This is a genomic window from Erwinia sp., from assembly GCF_049696395.1.
Classification (GTDB): Bacteria; Pseudomonadota; Gammaproteobacteria; order Enterobacterales; family Enterobacteriaceae; genus Erwinia.
Genome location: NZ_JBAVTT010000071.1, coordinates 20,535 through 42,596, shown reverse-complemented (window position 1 = coordinate 42,596; position 22,062 = coordinate 20,535). Strand labels below are relative to the sequence as shown.

Genomic DNA, 22,062 nt, shown 5'->3' with positions numbered 1-22,062 from the left:
GTAGGGAGTCAAGTGAATGCGAATCCCCTCCCCCATTCACCTCCGTTTAAAGCTGTCATTACGCCATGCTGCCGACGCAATAATTCTACAGATTATTAGCCACAGGCTAAATATCCTTGAATCAATGCAGCCCTAATCTTATGAACTTCACACGCGTATAGTTCTTTTAGTTTCGTGAAAACCGTTACGTTCAGGCTAGAGTTATATGAATAAGATAGTTGATAGCTCAATCACCAACGGATACCGGTTTATCAATCAGGAGCCAACCCTGGCGTCAGGGTTTTCCACATTGACTCTCACTATCAGCCGTAAGGGAGATCTCTTACCGGCATTGTTTATGGAGAAAAACATGAAAAAATTACCCAAAATTGCACTTGGAACATGGTCATGGGGTACGGGGTTTGCCGGTGGGGATACGGTATTCGGTAACCATCTTACCGATGCCCAGATGGAAGAAGTCTTCAGCACAGCCATGGAGAAAGGTCTCTCTTTGTGGGATACCGCCGCGGTGTACGGTATGGGCAGTTCAGAAACGGCTTTAGGAAAACTGGTTCGCCAGCATCGGCGTGAAGACCTTATTTTATCCACCAAGTTTACGCCACAGATTGCTGACCAGCACTCGCCTAACCCTGTTAGCGCTATGTTCGAGGCGAGTATTGAACGTCTTGGGGTGGAGACAATTGATATTTACTGGGTCCATAACCCGGAAAATGTCGAAAAATGGACTGCCGGCCTTATTCCACTGTTACAAAACGGCAAGGTGAAACAGGTAGGGGTCTCTAATCATAATCTGGAACAAATAAAGCGAGCCGATGAGATCCTCAAGGCCGCTGGATTCCGGGTCAATGCCGTTCAGAACCACTACAGCCTGCTTTATCGCTCATCAGAAGATGCCGGGATCCTGGCGTATTGCCGTGATAATGACATCACCTTTTTTGCCTATATGGTACTGGAGCAAGGTGCGCTCAGTGGCCGCTACAATTCGCAAAACCCGATGCCAGCCGGCAGTGGACGGGCAGAAACTTATAATAAGGTTCTGTCACAGCTGGATAAATTAACCGATGCGATGAAAGCGATTGGTGACAGCAAAAATGCCAGTATTGCGCAGATAGCCATCGCGTGGGCGATAGCCAAAGGCACTCTGCCTCTGATTGGCGCAACCAAAGTTCAGCATGTTCTGGATGCTGCCGGGGCCGCAGAAATCGAGCTTAGCGATGAAGAAATTGAGGCACTTGAACGCCTGGCGCGCGAAACCGGGGTAGATACTCGTGGGTCGTGGGAAGCATCGATGGTGTGAAAGTCAAAGTATCGCAATAATTTATGTCATGCCAAATAACCGGATGCTTCTCCTGCGGCTTCGTTGCCCGGGGAAGCATTCGGAACAGGCCTATCAATGAGCGCCTTGTTGTGGGTAGCCCAGTTGGTGATTTTGAACGTTTGTTTTGCCACGTCATAGCTACAGGATCGAAATAGGGTGATCTGATCCTGTGCCAATTAAACCTGAGCAGACGCTATTCGTTGCCCCACTCGTTCAGGTAATTAGCTATCCCATCAATCAGCTGTGCATCGATACCCGCTTCAGCGGCCATCTCTTTCTGCGATTCTTCGCTGATTTCTTCGTTATTCATCAGGCGTGTCAGCAGCAGCTGGAAATAATGCGCCAGGGAATCACGCTCAGACTCGCTGAACGGCTTGGCAGATTCGGCGGCATATTCATCCGCAATGTCATAATATTTGATTGCTATTTCGTTGTTCATAAAAAATCCTGACTGTTCAGACCTTGAGCATTTTTACGGTGGTATCTACATCGATCTCATCTTCCGAGAAGATTAACGTCGTTCCCTGGAAGGTGGTGATAGCCAGTTTTTTCACCTGGCGCATTTCACCCGCCTGAGCGGCTGATTTCGGCTTGATGCTGCTCATCAGTATGCCGACTGAAAGCACCGCATTTTCTTTATCTATACGGGTCTCGGCTGGCACTTCTTCGCTGAACACCACGTAAGATTTGATCGACGTGAGCTTGATACGCTCACCCGCGATATAGATGTATTTGCTTTCCGGTGCCACCTTCACAGCATAAGCTGACAACCCTTTGTTATTGGTTGTGGGTTCGAAAGTCACCGCCGCATCTTTCTTGATCAGCTCAGGGTTGGCGACCTTAACCTCATGAAAATAACGGTTGTCTCCGTTTTCATCTTTGATAAATCCAAAGCCTTTATCTTTAAACCAGGTTGTGATCGTTCCGTTCATCGCCATTACCGCCTACTTAATCGTTTATCTACTCAGTTTTTGCAGCGCGCAGTGTAAAACACATTGCCTGCGCAGACTACGCCTTTGGCGTAAGTCTGGACGATAATTTGCCGGGATGCGAGGCCACAGTTGCCCGGCTGGCAACCGTCGTACCGCCAGAGCAAGAGCAAATTCGTCAGTCAGCCTGAAATTCGTTATCATCCGCTCCCACTTTCTCTGCTGGCCGCCTGATGTCTAAGATTATCGATACCTTTATTGCCCCACCGTGCCATGAGCAGATCGAGACGCTTTATCAGGATGACCATCTGGTGCTGATCAATAAGCCTGCCGGGTTACTCAGCCTCTCGGGGAAAAATCCGCAAAATCTCGATTCGGTGCATCACCGGCTGGTGAAAATTTTCCCTGGCTGTACTCTGGTCCACCGCCTGGATTTTGGCACTTCCGGGCTGATGGTGATTGCCCGCAATAAGGCGATCAATGCCGCTCTTTGTCAGCAGTTCAGCCAGCGCACCGTGAGCAAGGTCTACAGCGCCCTACTCTGCGGGCATCTGAACGATGACGAAGGGGTGATAGATGCGGCGATTGCGAAGGATCCGGCACTCTTCCCGCTGATGTCGATTTGCGCCCTCAACGGTAAGCCTGCGCGTTCCTTCTATCGGGTCATGGAGCGCTTTTATCGCGAGTCTGAAGACGGAACGTCACTGCCCGTGACGCGTGTGCAGCTAACCCCGGAAACCGGGCGCACTCATCAACTGCGCATCCACTGCCAGCAGTTGGGCCACCCTATTTTGGGTTGTGACCTGTATGGCGGTCTGCTGCTGCCAGGTAGCGAGCAGACGCCACGACTGATGCTTCACGCCAGCGAACTGCATTTTGTCCACCCAGTTAGCGAAGCAGTGATAAAAGCCCGGTGCACCAGCCCGTTCTGAAAGAAATAGAAAAGCTAAAATGGGCCTTCAGCGAAGGCGGCTACCTCACGATTACCACATCAAATCATCAGGCACTTTAAAATCAGCATACGGATCTTCTTCGTCCTGCTCTTCCTGGCTAAGCGCACTGTTCAACACGATACTGTTCGCATCTCGCTGTGCGATTTTATCGGCCACGCTAGCAGGGATAATCGCATAAGTACTTTCGCCAGTGTTTTCAGCAACCAGGCGGGCAATGGCGAGACGACCATTGATCAGCTGAGTTTGCGTAGTCTTATCTACAGCAATCTTCTTGATCAGATTATTGTCGGTAAAGTTGAAATCAATAGTGCCTTTGGCAAGGGCAATTTTATTCATTTCAATCAGCTGCTTCACCTGAGCTTTATGCTCTTTGGATAAGGCGGCCTGTTTCTGCTGCTCGCTGAGCTGCTTGTCGCGCTCAACCTGGGCTTTTTTATTCTCTTCCACGGCCTCTCTGGCCTCACGAGCCTGAACCCGGGATTTCTTAGCCGTTTTTTGCACTTTAGCCAATTTCTTGCTCGACACTAATCCCGCTTTTAGCATCTGCTCTTGTAAGGTGAGTTTTGTCATCTTCGTCTTCAACCAGTTAAATAATGCCGGGGATTATACCTGTTTTTTTGGGCTGTATCAGGTGGTAAAGCCTGATCATCTGTTGCCTGAATTTAACGCGTCCCTGTTAGTTAACGTCGCCTTGCAGGACTGCAGCCTGGCATTCAATGCGGCACGAGCCAGGCGTTGAAGACGCAAGCCAATGGGTCGTTTCATTTCTCCTTCGGTTTCCTTCTGGGATATAGTAGAGGCACTGACAAAATATGCACTTTTTATGACAGGTAATCTTGGCAATGGCTCTGATCCCAAAAAACTACACGCGGCTGGAAAGCGGTTACCGTGAGAAAGCCTTAAAAATCTATCCCTGGGTCTGTGGACGCTGCTCGCGTGAGTTTGTTTATTCAAACTTGCGCGAATTAACGGTTCACCATATCGATCACGACCATACCAACAACCCGGAAGATGGCAGCAACTGGGAGCTGTTGTGCCTGTATTGCCATGACCACGAACACTCTAAGTACACGGAAGCCGATCAGTACGGCACCTCGGTTGTGGCCGGTGAAGATGCGCAAAATGATGTTGATGCAGCGACCTACAATCCCTTTGCCGACCTGAAGTCGATGCTGAATAAGAAGAAATAATCTCAGGCATGGCCGGAAGAGGTCCTGTATCAAAAAAGCCCGCTCATTTTACCCTGAGCGGGCTTTTTACTTTCAGTGGCAGGCCAGAATTTCCCCGTCACTGATGTGTTGTCGATCGGCCCTGTTAACCTTTAGCAAAGTTCGCCTGAATACGCTGCTGCAGATAGTCGGCAGCGGTAATCGCCGGGTATTTCTTTTGCGGCCCCAGGATGTCGACTTCTTTATTGGCCTGGCAGAAGAAAGCCAGGCTGTAGCGCGGGCCCTGATACTCACCAGGCAGCGGGCTTCTGACACGATGGAAATTCGACGGTAACTGGTCGTCACTCCAGCGCATCAGCATATCGCCGATATTGCAGGTAATCACCTCCTCTCGCGGTTCGATGCTGGTCCACTGCTGGCTTTGATGATCTTTGCCTGGGCAAACCTGCAATCCACCCTGACCAGGCCGCTGGAATAACAGCGTCAGGCAGTCGAAGTCGGTGTGCGCGCCTGCACGCCACAATCCCTGTTCGGACTGTTCGGTAGCGTAGTAATGCAGCATACGCAGCGTGCTCTGATAGGTTTTCTCATCAGGATTGTGGGCCTGCTCGAAAAAGTGCTCCGGGAAACCGAGCTTCAGGGCAAAGCAGGACAACAGCTTCATGCCCAACGCCCAGCACTGCGACTCAAAGGTCAGCATCGTCTCTTTAAAAGCAGGCAGCTCCTGCTCGCTCGGCCATAACCCTTCCATCAGCGGCCGGGTAATCTGATAAGACTCTTTCTGGTCAGGCGTTTTAGTCGAGGGACGAACCTGAGACTTATTCTCCCAACCGGCGTTTCTGGCCAGCGGATACTGCGCTTTAACCTCCTCTGGCAGCGAGAAGAACGACTCGGTAGTGCTGAAGGCGTGACGAATATCGTCCAGCTGAATGCCGTGGTTGCTCACCTGGAAGAAGCCAATTTCAACAGCGGCCTGCCAGAGTTGGTCAGCAATCTCGCTTTTGCGCTGTTCGAAGTCAGACAGGTCGATGCAACGAACTTCACGGGCAAAGGTCTCTTCGCCCATCGCGCCCATCAGCGCTTCTTTTTCCAGTTCCTGCAGACCGTAGTTCTGTGCGTTGTTTGACGGTGACATGTTGAGGTTCCTTCTTAATCGAATAGGGTTAACCAGCTGCGCGCTGTTGTAAGGTGCGGACCGCAGACATTGCCTGGCGGCGCATCTCTTCAAGGTCGAGACCGGGCACGACATCGTCCTGGACGATCACCTTGCCGTTAATCATTAAGGCTTTGAGTGAGGCACGGCCGCCGCAGGCAACCGGGCCAATCGCCATATCGTGCAGGCCGAAGTAACGCGGGTCGTCCAGCCGGTAAATAGCGATGTCAGCCAGCATTCCTGGCTGCAATGAGCCACTTTTTTGCAGCCCGAGGATCTGAGCCCCGCCTGCGGTTCCCCAGCGCACCACGTCTTCGATGGTTACCGCGTCTCCGCCGCCCTCGAAGGTGCCGCCGTCATACCGTGGTCTGGCATCCATCCCTTTACGGGCACGCTGTAACAGCCAGGCGGCATGGGTTTCGCTCTGCATATCAGCCGCTTCATTCGACGCCGCGCCGTCAACCCCCAGCGAAATGGGCACGCCCGCTTTTTCCAGTGCCAGCAAATCGGCAATGCCACTGCCCAACCGCCCGTTGCTTTGCGGACAGTGCGCAATCCCGGTGCGGGTATTTCCCAGCATGGCGATCTCTTCCGGCAGCAGCTTCACCAGATGCGCAAACCAGACATCGTCTCCCAGCCAGTCATGCTCGGCGCAGAACTGCACTGGCGTCATCGCAAACTTGTCGCGCGCCACATCCAGATAATCCACCGTCTCAGACAGATGGCTGTGCAGACGAATATCCAGACGGCGAGCCAGTTTTGCCATTTCACGCAGCTGCGAGCCAGGTGCCGAGTGCAACAGCGTTGTCGGGGCCATCACCACGCGGCGCAAAGACGCCGGCCTTGGGTCGTGATAACGGCCAACCAGCCGCTCCATGTCCGCCATATAGGCATCATAGTTTTCAGGCTGCAGCGCCTTGGGTAACCCTTTCTCAATCGACCTTCCCTGCGTTGCGCCGCCACGGCATAACACAATGCGCATCCCCAGCGCGTCGCCCTCGCTGAAGATAATTTCCGAGGTATCGAAGGGCATATCCGGCCAGTAGAGATAGTTGTGATCGGCCACGGTCGCGCAGCCGGAGCGCAGTAGTTCGACCAACCCTATGCGCACCGCCAGACGAAAAGTCTGCTCATCAAAGGTTGAGCGAAAACGGTAAGGCGTGGCGCTTAACCAGCCGGTCAGACTTTTGTTCAGCCCCTGTGGCTCGCCTTTCAGCAAAGACTGGAACAGATGATGGTGAGTATTTACCCACGCCGGATACACCACACAGTCACGGGCATCAATTTGCCGCTCTTCGGGTTCCGCCGTTAAGGTGCCCATCGCCTCGATAACCCCCTCGCGAACGCGAATATCTGGCCCGCTGTGCCGGGCAGCGTCACCGGGTAAGCCTGTCAGAATGGCGTGCGCGTTTTTAATCAGTACTGAATCAGCAACCATCACTCTGCTCCTCAGGGTTTAACGTGCAGTGGGTCAACAAACTCGGTGGTGTAAGCCTGCTTCCAGTCGGTATCAGCCTTCAGCAATTTGGCGTTGACCATAAAATCACGGGTCTTCTGCCAGCGGGCTTCGGTCATCGTGCCCCAGCCTTTGGTCGCCGCATCACCGCCATCGATCAGGTGATGCTGGCTGATCTGCTGAACGCCCCACGCCAACAGGTCATCGGTCATTTTAGGGTTGTCTTTTTTGATCAGCGCATTGCCCGCTGCCGGGTTTTTCAGGTAGCTCACCCAGCCTTCCATCGAAGCCTGCACGAACTTAGCCATTGCCTCTTTGCGGCCGCTGATCTCATCCGGACGGGTAATTAAGATGCCGCCATAAGGCGGATAGCCATGCTCGGAGAACAGGAAGAAGTTCGCTTTCACCCCGGCTTTTTGCGCCTGAAAAACTTCAGAGCTGACATAAGCCTGCTGCGCGACGTTGTCGTCAGCCACGAAAGGTTGGATGTTGAAGGTATAAGGGCGAACCTGAGAATCTTTCAGCTGGTAACGCTCTTTCAGCCACGGCCACCAGGTAGACTGGCCGGAGCTGGAGACCAGCAGGGTTTTATCCTGAAGACCTTCAAGCGAGGTGACAGAAGCATGCGTCAGCAAGCCCTGTGGATCAAACTGGAAGGGCGCGGCGATGGCCTTAGCCTGAAAACCGCGCTGGACCGCTTCAAGTAACTGCAGGTCATAGCCGATGATCACGTCTGCGCGTTTCGATAACAGCAGCTGCATGCCGTTAATCTGTGGGCCGCCGGACTGAATGCTGACATCCAGCCCGTAACGTTTATAGATGCCGGTCGCCAGCGCCTGGTAATAGCCGCCCTGCTCCGCCTGAGCGTACCAGGAAGTCAGCAAAGCGATTTTCTCTTCGGCACTGGCAGACGATGACACAGCCCCGAACAGCAACGTGCTCAGCACGCAGTAAGACAGGGAAATGCGGGATGGTAATTTCATTGCTCCTCTCCTTATCGTTGCCGGGGAGAGGAGAAGCAGACGCAGCTCAGCCTCCCACTCCGGCACAAAATGAACCGCGAAATGGTTGCTGAGCAATGTCCCGCGCACTTAACTGCACTGACCGCTTCTACTCACAGTGATCTATACAAAAACGATGCCAACTTCACCAAAGGCCATTCCACAAGGTTTGTCGGTGAATTCGTCAGACTGCGGCCTGCAACAATTGATTCAAAGGAGAGCATGGCGCACCAAACAGGTGCAGTCATTCCGTTAGCGGCCAGGCGCCTCAATCTGGCTGAACAGCCCTTCCAGCTGCTTGAGCATCATTGAGGCGGCAATCGACAGCTGCCTTGAAGGCGCAACGCACAACGACAGCGTGAAGGACTTCAGCTGTGGGTCAGTCAGCGGGATGAACACCAGTTCGTCGCCGGACACTTCATCCATGATGTCCAGCCAGCACAGAATACCAATGCCGATTTTCTCTTTGATCAGCGAGCGGATCATGTGGATGTTATTGGACACCGCCACTTCATTGACCCTGCCGCCGTTGATGTTCAGCAGCGCCTCAACCGGGCCGGAAAGCATTAAGGGCGCAGAGGGAATAATAAAAGGATATTCAAGGCATTGATTAAAGCGCACGCCACTTCTTCCCTCCAGCGGATGCCCCTTCGGCACCACAATCCCCAGATTGATTTCAGCAAACGCCTGCACCTGCAGCTCTTTCGAGGTTTGCGGATTGAGCATAATGCCGAAGTCAGCATCCCCGGAGATCAGCGCCTGCTGGATATCGATGTTATTCATCGTGGTCAGCGTGAAGGAGATATTGGGGTAATCCTGATGCACTTTTTTCAGCATTGACGAGAAGAAGTGCCGGTTGATGGCATCGATAGTGGCGATGCGTACGTGCCCACGACGCAGCCCGCGCAGGTCATCGAGCTGTTCCCGCACGCGAGAAAAATCCTTTTTCCAGTTATTGGCCGCATGCAGCAACAGCTCGCCAGCCGCGGTTAACCGCAGCCCGGTGGGATGGCGCTCAAACAGCGGCATTGCCAGCTCTTTTTCCACCCGCAGGATCTGCCGGTCAATGGAAGACGCCGCAACATGCAAGGTGTCAGAAGCCTTGCGAAACGATCCCTGACGGGCCACTTCCGTGAAATACAGCAGAAACTTTGAGAAGGCGAACATAGGTTGAGTGCTCTCTTTTATGCAACGGGATGTGCGAATCAAAGCTCTGGACGCAACGGTTATATAGCAATAACGTAGCTTTCATTGCAACGGGAACAATCGTTTCATCACTCAAAAGAGTCCAACTTCCCTACGGTAGAAGAAAATGAAAGACGCCGAAATAATTCCTGTCACGATTAAAGCGATGACTGAAAATGGCTCCGGAAACCTGTCATTGCAGTTAATTGCACAGCAGAATTATTCCTTGCCGACCTATTCACCTGGCGCACATATCGACTTATTCATTCCTGAAGTGGGCCCACGCCAATATTCTCTTTGTAGCGAAGAAACGCACGGGGAATATTACGAAGTGTGCGTCAAACTCGCGGAAATCTCGTCCGGAGGCTCGCAGCATGTTCATCATCATTTTAAGCCCGGCGACAGCCTGACAATCTCTGCGCCACGTAATCATTTTCCTTTGCCTGAAGCTAAGCATTATCTGCTGTTAGCGGCGGGCATTGGCATCACGCCGTTACTGGCGATGGCTGAAGAAATTGCCCGTAATGGCGGTGATTTTGAACTGCATTATTATCTGTCTACTGCCCGGCAGACAGCCTTTCTGCCGCGTTTGAGCGCATCAATTCTGGCCGATCGCGTTTTTCTTCATTACAGCGACGCAAACGATTCCCTGCGCAACACTACGCCGCAGGCCCTGACCCAATCAGACCCGCAAACCAGGGTGGTTGCCTGCGGTCCGGACGGCTTTATTCAGCGACTCCAGGACATTATGCAGCAGCATCACTGGCAGCCTGATCAATTGCATTTTGAGCGCTTCAGTAATCCTGAATTAACTAACCAGACCGGGAATACGGAATTTCATATTGAACTGAGTTCTACCGGGCAACGTTTTTTAGTGAGCCCGGACCAGACAATTGCGCAAGTCTTACTGAGCGCCAAAGTCGATATTATGCTCTCCTGCGAACAAGGTATTTGCGGCTCCTGTATTACCGACGTTATCGACGGCATTCCGGATCACCGGGATTGCGTGCTGACTGATGAAGAAAAAGCCGACAACACCCAAATTACGGTGTGCTGCTCCCGCGCCAAATCCTCGCTTCTGGTGCTGGACCTGTGATGCTGGCGCGGCGATCTGAGATGAGCCTGAGTAAACCAACCTTCCCTTTGGCAGGTCTGGCCAACGTCCGTCTGCCGGCGTGGCTGCTGCCTGCTGACTGGCCGCAACAGCACGGCGAACCTGTCCCGGCAGATATCCACTTTACAGCGGGTAAGATTTCCTCGCTGCTTCCCGCTCAGCCTGAACAAAATGAACTGTGGAATGTTCAGGGCGCTTTGGCCTTGCCAGGCCTGATTGAGCCCCACGCGCATCTGGACAAAACCTTCACCATTCGTCGCAGCCGTCCGGCCAAACCCGGCTTGCTGGCCGCTATCGCCACCCTGCATGCGGACCGCCAACACTGGACAGCTGACGATATTCACCGGCGCGCGGCTCAGGGGCTGGCGTGGGCGGCGGCTAACGGCGTCACTCTGTTACGCACGCACATTGACTGGTTTGAGCTGACTCCACCTGTCGCCTGGCAGGTAATGGCTACCCTCCAACAGCCGGGCATCACGCTGCAACGTGTGGCACTGGCCCCGCTTGGATTCTTTGCTGATCCAGTAGACGCAGACAGCCTCGCCCGCGCCGTGGCGCAAAGCGGTGAACACTGCCTGTTAGGTGGGTTTATCCACTCTTCCAACTGGGACCCAGCCGCCATGGCTAATCTGATGCACAGTGCCTCACGCTGGGGTCTGGACCTGGATTTGCATATCGATGAAGAGCTTAGCGAGACCGCCAACGGCCTGGTCTGGCTGGCTGACTACCTTAGCGAAAACGCTTTCAGCGGCCATATCTGTTGTAGCCACGGCTGCGCGCTGGCTTCAGGCAGTGAGCAACAGGCGCGGGAGGTACTGAGCGTGTTGGCGCAGCATCGCGTGACGTTAATCGCCCTGCCAATGACCAATTTGCTGTTGCAGGATGCCATTGTGGGGCAAACGCCGCGCCAGCGAGGCATCACATTAGTGAAAGAAGCTCAGGCCGCCGGGGTTCCGCTGATGCTCGGCTGCGACAACGTCCAGGATGCTTTTTGTCCGGCAGGCAGCTATGACCCGCTGGATACGCTGAGCTGCGCCCTGTTTGCCCTACAGCTGGATGCCGTTTTTGACCAGCAATCTCAGCTGATTTGTCAGTCTGCTGCGCTAACGGGTGCAACAGAAACAGCCTCACCGCTGGCCGTGGGTAACGCCGCCAGCCTGGTAATTTTCCCCGGTAGCGACAGCGCTACCTGGCCTTTAAACAGCGCGGCCCGCGTGGTTATCCATCACGGCAAGCTGACTAATCAACGTCTATGGCAAGCGGAGTTCTGATATGAGTCTTGAAGCCGGAGCGGGCAAACCGCTCGCTAAGTATGCCGCCTGGCGCCGCGCGGGGGATTTCATTTTTCTCTCCGGCATTATTCCCGTCAATCCTCAGAGCGCGACTATCGTGCGGGGGTTCCAGGATATTCCTGCCGAGGCACGGGCGCTGCTGGGTGAAACCGGCGAATTCTCTACCGATGCCAAACAAGGCCCCATTCTTGCACAGAGTTGGTATGTGCTGGAGAGCATCCGCCACACCATTGAAGAGGCGGGTGGCGAAATGAGTGACGTGATCAAACTGGTGCAGTACTTCCGCAACCTTGATCACTTTCCGTATTACAGCCGGGTGCGAAAGCTGTTTTATCCAGGGCAACCGCCAGTCTCTACCGTGGTGCAGGTCAGCGAAATGCTGCCAAGTGCCGAGGTGCTGATTGAAGTTGAAGCTACGGCGTGGCTCCCGCCATCCCGCTTAACAAAATAATGTCTGACCAAGAGGCACAGTATGATTAACGGTTATATTCCCGCAGCGCGTTTCCTCCCCTTTCTGAGTTGGACGGCGATTGCTGCCCTGCCGGACAAAGCCAATACCGTGATCGTATTGCCGACTGGCGCTATCGAACAGCATGGCCCGCATCTGCCTTGTTCGGTAGACAGCGTGATCTCGTCTGGCGTGGCTGGCCATGCGCTGGCACGTTTGCCACAAGAGATCCCTGCCTTCGCCATTCCCCCGGTGACTTACGGCAAATCTGACGAGCACCTGAATTTTCCCGGCACGCTGACCTTAACCGGTGACACGCTGCTGCAGACCATACTTGAGATTGCCGAATCAGTGTATCGCGCAGGTTTCCGCAAGTTGTTGATGATTAACGGCCACGGCGGCCAGCCGCAGGTATTACAGATGGCTTCTCGTGAGATGCGTCTGCGCCACGGTGACATGATCATGATCCCGCATGACGTGTTTCGTGTCCCTAACGTGGAAAACCAGTATCTGAGTGCGCAAGAACAAAAAATGGCGATGCACGCGGGGCACAGTGAAACGGCAGTGATGCTGGCACTGGCCCCTGAATGCGTGCAGATGGAACACGCGGTGGTCAACTATCCGCCAGAATTTCCCTGCCCGACCTTATCCAGCAGCCGCCCTGCCGCAGCCTGGGCCTCCTACGACTTTGGCCCAAGTGGCGTGATTGGCGACCCTACTCAGGCCACCGTTGAGCAAGGCCAGGCGATCCTCGACTCGCTGGCCGCGAGCTGGGCGCAGGCAATTACCGAAATCCACCAAATGGAGTGGAAGGCACGCAGCGAACCCACCTGGGGCAAACACCACTGGAGCGGCTTTGTGCAGAGCTCTTTTACGCCACCTTCCTCTTCTTTCGTCTCTGAATAAAGGATTTCCCGTGATGAATAACATGCGCAAACCTACCTATACCCTGATTGCCCTGATGCTGGCTGGAACCTCTTTCTCCACCCTGGCGGAAGAAAAATTCACCTTCCTGACCAACTGGTATGCTCAGGCGGAACACGGCGGCTTCTATGAAGCGCAGGCCAAAGGCTTATACAAAAACGCCGGACTGGACGTCAGCATCAAGATGGGCGGCCCACAGGTCAACGTTATGCAGCTGATGGCCGCAGGCCAGGCTGACTGTACGTTGGGCGACAACGGTCAGGCGTTGGAAACCTGGGAAGCCGGCGTCCATGCGATGACGGTAGCGACCATATTCCAGCATTCACCCACGGTCTTTATCAGCCATGACAAGGTCACAAAAGGCGAAGAGTTAAAGGACAAAACCTTCCTGCTCGCCACCGAAGCCTATACCTCGTTCTGGCCTTGGGCCAAAAGCGAACTGGGCCTGGCTAATGCCAAAATTCGCCCTTACACCTTCAGCGTGCAGCCCTTCCTGGCAGACAACAATTTAGTGCAGCAGGGGTATGTCACCTCCGAGCCATTCTCGGTGCAAAAAGGCGGCAAGCCTTTCTACGTCTACCCGCTCAGTGACTGGGGTTATCCTCCGTACGGCAACTCGATCATTTGTATGGCCGATACCGTGAAAAACCATCCGACAGCAGTGGCCGCCTTCGTTAAAGCCACGATGCAAGGCTGGAAAGAGTATCTGCAGGATCCTACCGCCGGTAATGTGCTGATCGTTAAAGCTAATCCAAAAATGGGTGCCGATCAGATCGCCTTTGGTATCGCTCAGATGAAGAAATACCAGCTGGTGACCGGCGGCGACGCCCAAACCGGCGGCATTGGCATCATCACCGAACCTCGCCTGAAAGAGACCTGGGATATGTTGGTGAAAAACAAACTGATCCAGGCCGACAAAGTGCCGTTTGAGCAAACTTATACCCTCGACATGATCAAAGACGCGAAGGTTATGCCATGAATTCAGCCCACAAACTGACCGTGATGCGCGAGGTGCGCTCCACCAGCGCCCCGCCGCAGCCAGCCATTGAGGTGCTGTCTGCAGAAAAGATTTACAGCAACGGCACGCGTGCGCTGTTGCCGGTCAATCTGACCATCAATCAGGGTGAATTTGTCACCCTGCTTGGCCCGTCAGGCTGCGGGAAAAGTACGCTGCTGAAGATGGTGGCCGGACTGATCGAACCGACCGACGGCAAGCTGATGTTATGGCGTCGTGACAGTCGCGAAAAGGCCCAGGAACCCGTCTCGTTTGTGTTCCAGGAAGCCACGCTGATGCCCTGGTGCAATGTGCACAACAACGTTCGCCTGCCGTTAGATCTGGCCGGTGTTCCACGGGCGGAAGCCAATACGCGGGTAAGCGAAGCGCTGGAACTGGTTGGTTTGGGCAAGTTTGCCAAAGTCCTGCCGCGTGAACTGTCTGGTGGGATGCAGATGCGTGTTTCCATCGCTCGCGGCCTGGTCACGCGACCGAAACTGCTGCTGATGGACGAACCTTTCGGTGCGCTTGATGAGATCACGCGTAACAAGTTGGACAGCGACCTGCTGCGCTTGTGGCGTGAACAGGGCTTGACGGTAGTGTTCGTGACCCACTCCATTCACGAAGCGGTATTTCTGTCGCAGCGGGTGATCATGATGGCGGCCAGGCCAGGTCGCGTGGTTGAGGATATTGCCATCACCGAACCTTTCCCGCGCAACGAGGACTTTCGCGTCAGCCCGACATTCTCTGTTTATGCGAAGCGGTTGCAGGACAGCCTCCTGCATGCCAGCCAGTCAGGAAAGGAATAACCCTATGCAAACTCAAAAATCGACGCCCTGGGCCAGCAACCCCACGTTTCGCAAAATCCTGTACCCAACACTGGTTGCCGTGGTGGTGATTTTACTGTGGCAGGGCTGGGTGAGCTATTTCAAAATCCCGCAGTTCCTGGTGCCTTCGCCAGTGGTGATGCTGGAAAGTCTGTGGACCAATTTCGGCTCACTGATGATGTCGTTGCTGTTCACGCTGAAAATCACCCTGATCTCGTTTGTGCTGTCGATCATCATCGGCGCGGCGGTGGCCTTTGTGCTGGTTCAGAACCGCTTTGTAGAAACGGCGCTGTTCCCTTACATCGTGTTCCTGCAGGTCACACCGATTGTGGCGATCGCCCCGCTGATTATCATCTGGGTGAAAGACACCACGCTCTCGCTGGTGGTCTGCTCAACGCTGATGGCGGTATTCCCGATCATCTCCAACACCACGCAGGGATTACGCAGCGTCTCGCCGGGGTTGCTGAGCTACTTCCAGCTTAGCCATGCCAGCCGCCTGCAAATTTTGGTGCGCCTGCGCATTCCTTCTGCGCTGCCTTATTTCTTCGGCGCGCTGCGCATCTCCAGCGGACTGTCGTTGATCGGTGCGGTGGTAGCAGAGTTTGTAGCAGGCACCGGCGGTAACAATACCGGTCTGGCTTACCAGATATTACAGGCCGGTTATCAGCTGGATATTCCGCTGATGTTTGCCGCCCTGCTGCTGATTTCGCTGACCGGTATCGCCCTGTTCGGCGCGATGTCGTGGATTTCCCGCCGTGCGCTCAGCGCCTGGCATGAAAGTGAAGCCGTGCAGTCTCACTAACTTAATCAGGACAGGAAGAGTATGGACAGTGAACAACGTAAAAGTGCAGTAGAGCAGATCCTGCTGGCACTTCCCGATCTGGAGTGGACGCTTCAGGCACCCAAGGTCAAACGTCTCTCGCGCGATTTTCACTGGTTCAGCCCGGTGCTGAAGCAGCAGCTGGAAAACAAGCAGGCGGATGCGGTAGTCCGTCCGCGCAATGAAGAAGAGCTGAGCCTGCTGGTTAAGGCCTGCGTGCAACATAACCTGCCGTTGATTCTGCGTGGCGGCGCGACGGGCAACTACGGGCAACTGGTGCCGCTGCAAGGTGGCGTGCTGGTTGATATGACCGCGTTCAATCAGGTGGTGGAACTGGGCAAAGGCACCGTGCGTGCTCAGGCTGGGATCCGTCTGGCAGAGATTGAAACCGTGACCCGCCCTGAAGGCTGGGAACTGCGCTGTATGCCGTCAACCTACCGTCTTGCGACCCTTGGCGGGCTTTATGGCGGAGGATTTGGCGGAATTGGCTCGATCAATTACGGCCCGCTTGGCGCGCCGGGTAACGTGCTGAGCGTGAAAGTGATGACCATGGAAGCGGAGCCACGCATTCTGACCGTGCCCGCGCCTCAGGCATTGCTGCTGCATCATGCTTATGGCAGTAACGGTATCCTGCTTGAAGTTGAGCTGGCGCTGGCTCCGGTTCATCAGTGGAGTGAACGGCTGGATGTGTTTGACGACTTTACCGATGCGCTGAACTATGCCAATGCCTTTGCGCGTTCGCCGGGCCTGGTGAAGCGTCAGCTTGCGCTGTTCGCCGCGCCAATCCCGAGTTATTTCAGTCATTTGAACGGCAATTATCAGGCGACTCAGCACGCGGTAATCAGTGTTATCGCTGAGGAGAGCGAAGGTCTGTGTGCCGGTCTTTTAGAGAAGCATCACGGCCAAAATGCCGTGCGACAGAGCGCTGATGAAGCGCGTGAAGCCAACGCCTCGCTGATGGAGTATTGCTGGAATCACACCACGCTGCATGCGCTGAAAGTGGACAATACCCTCACCTACTTGCAAACGGCGTTTAATTATTCAACCTACCCCCAGCAAATTATTACCATGGCGGAAGTGTTCGGTGATGAGGTTATTTCACATATTGAATTCCTGCGGGACAATGACGGCAATATTACCGCCAGCGGGTTGCAATTAGTTCGGTATTCCACCGAAGAAAGATTGAACGAAATAATGCAGATATTTCGTGATCATGATGTAAAAATAAACAACCCGCATGTCTTCACTATTGAAGAAGGGAAACAAGGGGAGATCAAAGCCGAGGTGGTTTCTGTTAAAAATGCGCTGGATCCCGCCGGATTACTTAACCCTGGCAAGCTGCAGGGCTGGGACGTGCGTGACAGACTGGTCTTAGAAAAAGATCCGCTGTTACTGGGAAAATAACCCCAATTCAATGAAGTTAATGACGTAAGCATGTAAAGTGCCTGCCCTCAATCAGGCACTGGATGCATGACGGGACACCCATAAATATAAAATTATCGGCAACATTGCTGCTGGCAGATCACATTCAATTTTTGACAGGAAGCTATTAATGAACACAAAGAAGGTCAACTTCGCCTTAACGTTGAGCGCACTCGTCGTCTCCCAGGCTTTATTAATGGGCCATGCGCTGGCGGCAACAACGCCAGCCGTTTCGGATTGTGATGCCGGGGTAGCCGATTCACTGACCGAGATGTTTACCTGCGGCTCCGTTCATGGCAGCCTGCGCAGCCTTTATTATTCCACCCATAATGCCTATTTCTCGCCGGGTTATTCTCAGGACACCGTCAGCTACGGTGGCAGCGTGAAATATGCCACGGCTGAATATTACGGTCTGAGCCTTGGCGTTAGTGGCATTTTACAGCGCGGTATTTCGCATAATGATGACCATCTGGTCGGTGAACTGGGGCCGAACCAGACGGGCGTCGGTGAAGCTTACCTCAGCTGGCACTATCAGGACTTCCGCATCACCGCCGGTGACCAGCGTATCAATATCCCGTTCATTGGCGACTACGACTGGCGCATCACGCCCATTCTGTTCCGGGGGGTTGATGCCAACTACGGCGACAGCGAGAACTTCCTGCACGCCACCAAAATCACCCGTTACAAACCCTGGGGCGACGATCAGTTCCTGGACACCACCGCCTACACCGAGGCTGATGGCCGCACCAGCGGCATGTGGAGCATCGGGGGCGGACGAGCCCTCAAGCTTGATGATAAAAAGCTGACCGGTCAGCTGTGGTATGAGGAATATGACGACTACACCAAGATGGTGTACGCCGACAGCTTCCTTTCCTGGTCAGATAACCCGATGCAGCCAAAAATCGGCTTGCAGTTTATTCGTGGCTTAAGTCAGGGCGAAGCGCTGGCGGGCGAAGTGAACAGCACCAGCTATGGCGCACAGTACGCGATGAACGTTATCCCGTCGTTAAGATGGTCGCTTAACTACGATCATATCGCCGCCAGTGAGAATGCTTATGGCAACGGCGCGCTGGTCACGCCTTATGCACACAACACCTCTTCTGGCCCGTACTTTGCGCAGCCGTTCTTCACCAGTACTCAGGATCTGGGGAGCGGTAACGCCTACTCTACCGACCTGAACTGGACCGCCAATGACAACATTTCCCTCGGCAGCCGTTACTCCTTTATGGATTTGACCGCCAGCGCGGGCGCTTCCAGCAGCAACCAGTCTGAATACCTGATCTACGGCACTTACAGCTTCGACGGCGTGCTGAAAGGGCTGAGCCTGACTGACTTTGTCGGCGTGCAGACCACCTCCACCTCAGACAAGAACTTCTGGCAGAACCGTCTGGCGTTAGAATATGATTTCTAAGCGTAAAACTGCTTAATTCCTGCAAAAAACGGCTTTCGTCAAGAAGGCCGTTTTTGTCTGGGCTAGCTAACCTGCCGACAGCCATCGATTGTAATCAAAAAGTAAATATCGTATAACAAGCCTCTCCGAGGGGTGTCCTGTATGGGCTGAGATGGCGAAGTAAGCCGGACCCTTTGAACCTGATCTGGGTCATGCCAGCGAAGGGACGGGTTGGCAATCACTTATGCCTCAGTCATTGCCTGTTCATACCTCTGCACGCTTCTGCACGCCCGGATCTCCACTGACTTTTGGAGGTCCCATGTCTGACACTCTGTTTTCCCGTGGTCTTTATGGCCAGCTTCGCCAGCAGGCCGGTGCTGACTGGCAGCATTACGTTCACCACCCTTTCCTTCAGCAGCTGGCACAGGGAACGCTTCCTGAAAGTGCTTTTCGCCGCTATCTGACTCAGGACTACCTGTTCCTGATCCATTTCGCCCGCGCCTACGCCCTGCTGGTCAGTAAGTTCCGTACGCTGCCAGAAATGCGTGCCGCAACCGCCTCGTTGAATGCCATCATTGCCGAATTGCCGCTGCATGTTGGCTACTGCACCCGCTGGGGGATCAGTGAAAGCCAGATGGTCAACGAGCAGGAAGCGCCAGAAACCCTCAATTACACCCGCTATGTGCTGGATATCGGCCAGTCCGGCGATGCGCTGGATCTGCTTGCGGCGCTGCTTCCCTGCGTGGCGGGCTATGCCGAAATTGGCCTGGGCTTGCTACACAATCCTGCCACCGTCCGGGAAGGCAATCCTTACAGCTCGTGGATAGCCAATTATGGCGACGAAGCCTATCTGGCCAGCGTGCAGAAGGCTATCGAACTGCTGGAAACGGTTGGTGTTCAGCGCGGCGCACAGAGCCGTTTGCCCGAGCTTTCCCAGATATTCACCACCGCCACCCGTCTTGAAAGCGCCTTCTGGCAGATGGGGCTGAACGCCAGTTTGAGCAACGCCTCATGAACAGTCATGACATTGCACAAGGCGTTATTCCCCCTGGCATTCAGGTACGTAATCTGACGCTGCGCTATGGCTCCCGCACGGTATTCGAGCGGCTCAATCTGGATATCGCTGGCGGACAGTTTGCCGCGCTGCTCGGGACCAGCGGCGTGGGGAAAACCAGCCTGCTGAAGATCGTTGCCGGGCTGGCTCAACCGACTTCGGGCAAGGTAATCGGCAGTGATGGGCTGCCGATTCAGGGGCGTGTAGCCTATATGGGACAAAAGGATCTGCTCTATCCGTGGCTGACCGTCAGCGAGAATATTACCCTCGCTTCCCGCATGCGAGGCCTGAAGCCAGAGAAGGAATGGGCCGAAGAGCTGACTCAGCGCGTGGGGTTATCGGGATATGGCAACAGTCTGCCAGCGGCACTTTCAGGAGGCATGCGACAGCGTGTGGCTCTGGCCCGCACGCTGTATCAACGTCAGCCGATTGTGCTGATGGATGAACCCTTCTCGGCTCTTGATGCCCTCACCCGCACCAGCATTCAGACCTTAGCTTCTGAGTTGCTGACCGGGCATACGGTTCTGCTGATTACCCACGATCCAATGGAAGCCTGCCGCCTCAGCCATCAACTGTTGGTGCTTTCTGCTTCTCCCGCCGCAATCGATGATTCCCATCAGATTGCCGGATCCCCGCCACGCGCGCCGGACGATCGGCATCTGCTGCAAAGCCAGGGCGAACTCATGCGACAGCTGCTCAGGGCGGCAGGATGATGACCCTAAAAGAGTCTGCCTTCTCCCGCTGGCTGCGCGGAGTAGCTGTCTTCACCGGCCTGATTGTCTTCTGGTGGACGATCGGCCAGAGCGGTGTTCCCGACTTCCTGCTTCCCACTCCCCAATCCGTTGCCAGGGCGCTGTGGAATGGCCGGGCTTATCTGGCTGCACATACGCTGGTGACGGCGGCGGAAATTGCTATCGGGCTGATTACGGGCGTGTTACTGGGGGCGCTTCTCGCGCTGTGCATGATGTTTTCTCCCCGCTTACAGCGGTGGCTGATGCCGCTGGTGCTGACCAGCCAGGCCATTCCGGTCTTTGCGCTGGCCCCGCTATTAGTGCTGTGGTTTGGCTTTGGTATGAGCGCCAAAGTGGCGATGGCGGTACTGGTGATCTTCTTTCCGGTCACCTCGGCTTTCTTCGACGGCTTACGCAGAGTCAATAACGACTTTCTCGACCTGGCCCGCACGATGGGCGCTTCCCGCTGGGCATTGCTAAGGCATGTGCGGCTGATGGCAGCGCTGCCTTCTTTTGGCTCCGGGCTGAGGATGGCCGCTGCGGTGGCACCGATTGGCGCAATCATTGGCGAGTGGGTTGGCGCCGGAGAAGGTCTTGGCTATGTGATGCTGAACGCCAATGCACGGATGCAAACCGACGTCTGCTTTGCGGCACTTTTCATTCTGGTGCTGATGACCATTTTGCTGTGGCTGGCGGTAGACGGTGCGCTGCGCCACCTGATCACCTGGTCGGCTGATACTGACCACTAATCACTTAATTCAAGGGAACAACATGTTCAAGAAGATCCTCTGTGGACTGCTGCTGACGGCTGCATTCGCCAACACGGCCAGCGCTGATGAAAAACTGACGCTGGTGCTGGACTGGTATATCAACCCCGATCACGCGCCGATTATGGTCGCTGAGCAAATCGGGGCCTTTAAAGAACAGGGACTTGATGTAAAAATCATTGCGCCTTCCGATCCGGCTTTACCGCCAAGATTGGTCGCGGCGAAACAGGCCGATCTGGCGATCACTTACCAGCCGCAGCTGCATTTTTTCGCCGATCGGGGCTTACCGCTGATGCGCGTGGGCACGCTGATTAATTCCCCGCTGAATACGGTGATCACGTTGGACAAAAACATCACTTCTCCGGCCGGGTTGAAAGGCAAAAAGATTGGCTATTCGGTCAGCGGTATTGAGCAAGCAACCCTTGGCACCCTGCTGAATCACGAGAAGGTCAGTCTTGATCAGGTAAAAATGGTCAACGTCAATTTCCAGCTGAACAGCGCACTGATGGCAGGCCAGGTGGATGCGGTGATTGGCGGCTATCGTAATATCGAGGCGCTGGAGCTGAAACTGCTCGGCAAAGATCCGCAGGTGTTCAACGTGGAAGACTACGGCGTGCCGGCCTATGACGAGCTGATTATCGTCGCTAACCGCGCTGAGGTTAACGAGCCTAAAATCAAAAAATTTCTTATTGCGCTGAAAAAAGGCAGCGACTACCTGCATGCCCATCCGCAGGAAAGCTGGGAGAAGTTTGCCAGCGCCCACCCGGACCTGAATACCCCGCTAAATAAAGAGGCCTGGATGAAAACCCTGCCGATGTTTGCCCGCGAGCCGGCGCATCTGGATACGGCTCGTTACGAGGCTTATGAGCGCTTTCTTTTTGACCACAAGCTGATTCAAAAAATAACACCAGTTAACGATTACGCGCTGGAAATTCGTTAAGAAATCGTCAGGCCCGCCCGCCAGCGCTGGTGGGCGAATCGGAGAACCAGGCCATTTCAAGCTGCTGATTACGCTAAGCTATCTGGCATTATCCTGAAAAGCTTCCTCCCCTGGCTTTCTTCCTCAAAAGTTATGCCATACTGGAACCTACTGTACAGGTTCTCTGATGCCTGTC

Annotated in this window: 23 protein-coding genes, 1 pseudogene and 1 riboswitch; of the genes and pseudogenes, 16 read left to right on the top strand and 8 right to left on the bottom strand. The window is 54.5% G+C overall.

The annotated features are described in order from the left end of the window. Positions 1-349 precede the first annotated feature (349 nt). Entirely contained in the window at positions 350-1,297 is a 948-nt protein-coding gene (locus WCC56_RS09940; protein ID WP_424692210.1) for an aldo/keto reductase, read from the top strand. 89 nt (positions 1,298-1,386) lie between these two features. Here WCC56_RS09940 and WCC56_RS09935 read toward each other — a convergent pair. From WCC56_RS09935 to WCC56_RS09925, 3 genes and pseudogenes are all read right to left on the bottom strand, one after another. Beyond that, positions 1,387-1,494, bottom strand: a pseudogene (locus WCC56_RS09935) (IS5/IS1182 family transposase); the annotation flags it as partial. A gap of 17 nt (positions 1,495-1,511) precedes the next feature. Next, complete coding sequence (locus WCC56_RS09930; RefSeq protein WP_424692209.1) at positions 1,512-1,757, bottom strand: DUF2543 family protein; 246 nt, start codon at positions 1,755-1,757, stop codon at positions 1,512-1,514. Positions 1,758-1,773: 16 nt separating this feature from the next. Beyond that, positions 1,774-2,256 carry a cold shock domain-containing protein gene (locus tag WCC56_RS09925; RefSeq protein WP_424692208.1) on the bottom strand — a complete coding sequence of 161 codons (483 nt, stop codon included), beginning with the start codon at positions 2,254-2,256 and terminating at the stop codon, positions 1,774-1,776. 224 nt (positions 2,257-2,480) lie between these two features. On the opposite strand from WCC56_RS09925, the gene WCC56_RS09920 reads away from it, so the two are divergent. After that, positions 2,481-3,179, top strand: a complete 699-nt coding sequence (locus WCC56_RS09920; RefSeq protein WP_424692207.1) for an RluA family pseudouridine synthase — start codon at positions 2,481-2,483, stop codon at positions 3,177-3,179. A gap of 51 nt (positions 3,180-3,230) precedes the next feature. On the opposite strand, the gene WCC56_RS09915 is transcribed toward WCC56_RS09920, so the two are convergent. Further along, positions 3,231-3,770: a DUF2058 domain-containing protein gene (locus WCC56_RS09915; protein ID WP_424692206.1), complete on the bottom strand. Its 540-nt coding sequence runs from the start codon at positions 3,768-3,770 to the stop codon at positions 3,231-3,233. A 272-nt stretch (positions 3,771-4,042) separates the two neighbouring features. Here WCC56_RS09915 and yajD point away from each other — a divergent pair, with 272 nt between their 5' ends. Next, entirely contained in the window at positions 4,043-4,390 is a 348-nt protein-coding gene (yajD, locus tag WCC56_RS09910; protein WP_013202720.1) for an HNH nuclease YajD, read from the top strand. A gap of 124 nt (positions 4,391-4,514) precedes the next feature. Here yajD and WCC56_RS09905 read toward each other — a convergent pair whose 3' ends face one another. From WCC56_RS09905 to WCC56_RS09890, 4 genes are all read right to left on the bottom strand, one after another. Continuing rightward, positions 4,515-5,504, bottom strand: a complete 990-nt coding sequence (locus tag WCC56_RS09905; RefSeq protein ID WP_424692205.1) for an isopenicillin N synthase family dioxygenase — start codon at positions 5,502-5,504, stop codon at positions 4,515-4,517. Positions 5,505-5,532: 28 nt separating this feature from the next. Further along, positions 5,533-6,960 (bottom strand): amidohydrolase family protein, encoded by a 1,428-nt coding sequence (locus WCC56_RS09900; RefSeq protein WP_424692204.1) that lies wholly within the window; start codon positions 6,958-6,960, stop codon positions 5,533-5,535. 11 nt (positions 6,961-6,971) lie between these two features. After that, on the bottom strand, positions 6,972-7,961 hold the full coding sequence (locus WCC56_RS09895) for an ABC transporter substrate-binding protein (RefSeq protein WP_424692203.1): 990 nt from the start codon (positions 7,959-7,961) through the stop codon (positions 6,972-6,974). Between the two features lie 270 nt (positions 7,962-8,231). After that, a complete protein-coding gene (locus WCC56_RS09890; RefSeq protein ID WP_424692202.1) occupies positions 8,232-9,146 on the bottom strand; it encodes a LysR family transcriptional regulator in 915 nt (304 codons plus the stop codon). 145 nt (positions 9,147-9,291) lie between these two features. Here WCC56_RS09890 and WCC56_RS09885 point away from each other — a divergent pair, with 145 nt between their 5' ends. From WCC56_RS09885 to WCC56_RS09825, 13 genes are all read left to right on the top strand, one after another. Then, on the top strand, positions 9,292-10,260 hold the full coding sequence (locus tag WCC56_RS09885; RefSeq protein ID WP_424692201.1) for a PDR/VanB family oxidoreductase: 969 nt from the start codon (positions 9,292-9,294) through the stop codon (positions 10,258-10,260). 20 nt (positions 10,261-10,280) lie between these two features. After that, positions 10,281-11,549: an amidohydrolase family protein gene (locus WCC56_RS09880; RefSeq protein ID WP_424692200.1), complete on the top strand. Its 1,269-nt coding sequence runs from the start codon at positions 10,281-10,283 to the stop codon at positions 11,547-11,549. A 1-nt stretch (position 11,550) separates the two neighbouring features. Then, entirely contained in the window at positions 11,551-12,021 is a 471-nt protein-coding gene (locus tag WCC56_RS09875; protein WP_424692199.1) for a RidA family protein, read from the top strand. A gap of 21 nt (positions 12,022-12,042) precedes the next feature. After that, positions 12,043-12,924 carry a creatininase family protein gene (locus WCC56_RS09870; RefSeq protein WP_424692198.1) on the top strand — a complete coding sequence of 294 codons (882 nt, stop codon included), beginning with the start codon at positions 12,043-12,045 and terminating at the stop codon, positions 12,922-12,924. Between the two features lie 13 nt (positions 12,925-12,937). Continuing rightward, a complete protein-coding gene (locus WCC56_RS09865; RefSeq protein WP_424692211.1) occupies positions 12,938-13,921 on the top strand; it encodes an ABC transporter substrate-binding protein in 984 nt (327 codons plus the stop codon). Then, entirely contained in the window at positions 13,918-14,745 is an 828-nt protein-coding gene (locus WCC56_RS09860; RefSeq protein ID WP_424692197.1) for an ABC transporter ATP-binding protein, read from the top strand. Before WCC56_RS09865 ends, WCC56_RS09860 begins: the two co-directional genes overlap by 4 nt. A 4-nt stretch (positions 14,746-14,749) precedes the next feature. Continuing rightward, entirely contained in the window at positions 14,750-15,565 is an 816-nt protein-coding gene (locus WCC56_RS09855) for an ABC transporter permease (RefSeq protein WP_424692196.1), read from the top strand. Between the two features lie 21 nt (positions 15,566-15,586). After that, complete coding sequence (locus WCC56_RS09850) at positions 15,587-16,987, top strand: FAD-binding oxidoreductase (protein ID WP_424692195.1); 1,401 nt, start codon at positions 15,587-15,589, stop codon at positions 16,985-16,987. Between the two features lie 148 nt (positions 16,988-17,135). Next, on the top strand, positions 17,136-18,416 hold the full coding sequence (locus WCC56_RS09845; protein ID WP_424692194.1) for an OprD family outer membrane porin: 1,281 nt from the start codon (positions 17,136-17,138) through the stop codon (positions 18,414-18,416). 118 nt (positions 18,417-18,534) lie between these two features. Continuing rightward, positions 18,535-18,639, top strand: a riboswitch (TPP riboswitch). A 75-nt stretch (positions 18,640-18,714) separates the two neighbouring features. Further along, a complete protein-coding gene (tenA, locus tag WCC56_RS09840) occupies positions 18,715-19,410 on the top strand; it encodes a thiaminase II (protein WP_424692193.1) in 696 nt (231 codons plus the stop codon). Further along, positions 19,407-20,162 (top strand): ABC transporter ATP-binding protein, encoded by a 756-nt coding sequence (locus tag WCC56_RS09835; protein WP_424692192.1) that lies wholly within the window; start codon positions 19,407-19,409, stop codon positions 20,160-20,162. The genes tenA and WCC56_RS09835 overlap by 4 nt, the downstream gene beginning before the upstream one ends. Next, a complete protein-coding gene (locus tag WCC56_RS09830; RefSeq protein WP_424692191.1) occupies positions 20,159-20,929 on the top strand; it encodes an ABC transporter permease in 771 nt (256 codons plus the stop codon). The genes WCC56_RS09835 and WCC56_RS09830 overlap by 4 nt, the downstream gene beginning before the upstream one ends. Before the next feature lie 22 nt (positions 20,930-20,951). After that, positions 20,952-21,887: an ABC transporter substrate-binding protein gene (locus WCC56_RS09825; protein WP_424692190.1), complete on the top strand. Its 936-nt coding sequence runs from the start codon at positions 20,952-20,954 to the stop codon at positions 21,885-21,887. Positions 21,888-22,062: the final 175 nt, after the last annotated feature.

Bases quoted from the DNA above. Each gene is read 5' to 3' on its own strand.
- WCC56_RS09940 (WP_424692210.1), top strand. From the start codon at position 350: ATGAAAAAATTACCCAAAATTGCACTTGGAACATGGTCATGGGGTACG.
- WCC56_RS09930 (WP_424692209.1), bottom strand. From the start codon at position 1,757: ATGAACAACGAAATAGCAATCAAATATTATGACATTGCGGATGAATAT.
- WCC56_RS09925 (WP_424692208.1), bottom strand. From the start codon at position 2,256: ATGGCGATGAACGGAACGATCACAACCTGGTTTAAAGATAAAGGCTTT.
- WCC56_RS09920 (WP_424692207.1), top strand. From the start codon at position 2,481: ATGTCTAAGATTATCGATACCTTTATTGCCCCACCGTGCCATGAGCAG.
- WCC56_RS09915 (WP_424692206.1), bottom strand. From the start codon at position 3,770: ATGACAAAACTCACCTTACAAGAGCAGATGCTAAAAGCGGGATTAGTG.
- yajD (WP_013202720.1), top strand. From the start codon at position 4,043: ATGGCTCTGATCCCAAAAAACTACACGCGGCTGGAAAGCGGTTACCGT.
- WCC56_RS09905 (WP_424692205.1), bottom strand. From the start codon at position 5,504: ATGTCACCGTCAAACAACGCACAGAACTACGGTCTGCAGGAACTGGAA.
- WCC56_RS09900 (WP_424692204.1), bottom strand. From the start codon at position 6,960: ATGGTTGCTGATTCAGTACTGATTAAAAACGCGCACGCCATTCTGACA.
- WCC56_RS09895 (WP_424692203.1), bottom strand. From the start codon at position 7,961: ATGAAATTACCATCCCGCATTTCCCTGTCTTACTGCGTGCTGAGCACG.
- WCC56_RS09890 (WP_424692202.1), bottom strand. From the start codon at position 9,146: ATGTTCGCCTTCTCAAAGTTTCTGCTGTATTTCACGGAAGTGGCCCGT.
- WCC56_RS09885 (WP_424692201.1), top strand. From the start codon at position 9,292: ATGAAAGACGCCGAAATAATTCCTGTCACGATTAAAGCGATGACTGAA.
- WCC56_RS09880 (WP_424692200.1), top strand. From the start codon at position 10,281: ATGAGCCTGAGTAAACCAACCTTCCCTTTGGCAGGTCTGGCCAACGTC.
- WCC56_RS09875 (WP_424692199.1), top strand. From the start codon at position 11,551: ATGAGTCTTGAAGCCGGAGCGGGCAAACCGCTCGCTAAGTATGCCGCC.
- WCC56_RS09870 (WP_424692198.1), top strand. From the start codon at position 12,043: ATGATTAACGGTTATATTCCCGCAGCGCGTTTCCTCCCCTTTCTGAGT.
- WCC56_RS09865 (WP_424692211.1), top strand. From the start codon at position 12,938: ATGAATAACATGCGCAAACCTACCTATACCCTGATTGCCCTGATGCTG.
- WCC56_RS09860 (WP_424692197.1), top strand. From the start codon at position 13,918: ATGAATTCAGCCCACAAACTGACCGTGATGCGCGAGGTGCGCTCCACC.
- WCC56_RS09855 (WP_424692196.1), top strand. From the start codon at position 14,750: ATGCAAACTCAAAAATCGACGCCCTGGGCCAGCAACCCCACGTTTCGC.
- WCC56_RS09850 (WP_424692195.1), top strand. From the start codon at position 15,587: ATGGACAGTGAACAACGTAAAAGTGCAGTAGAGCAGATCCTGCTGGCA.
- WCC56_RS09845 (WP_424692194.1), top strand. From the start codon at position 17,136: ATGAACACAAAGAAGGTCAACTTCGCCTTAACGTTGAGCGCACTCGTC.
- tenA (WP_424692193.1), top strand. From the start codon at position 18,715: ATGTCTGACACTCTGTTTTCCCGTGGTCTTTATGGCCAGCTTCGCCAG.
- WCC56_RS09835 (WP_424692192.1), top strand. From the start codon at position 19,407: ATGAACAGTCATGACATTGCACAAGGCGTTATTCCCCCTGGCATTCAG.
- WCC56_RS09830 (WP_424692191.1), top strand. From the start codon at position 20,159: ATGATGACCCTAAAAGAGTCTGCCTTCTCCCGCTGGCTGCGCGGAGTA.
- WCC56_RS09825 (WP_424692190.1), top strand. From the start codon at position 20,952: ATGTTCAAGAAGATCCTCTGTGGACTGCTGCTGACGGCTGCATTCGCC.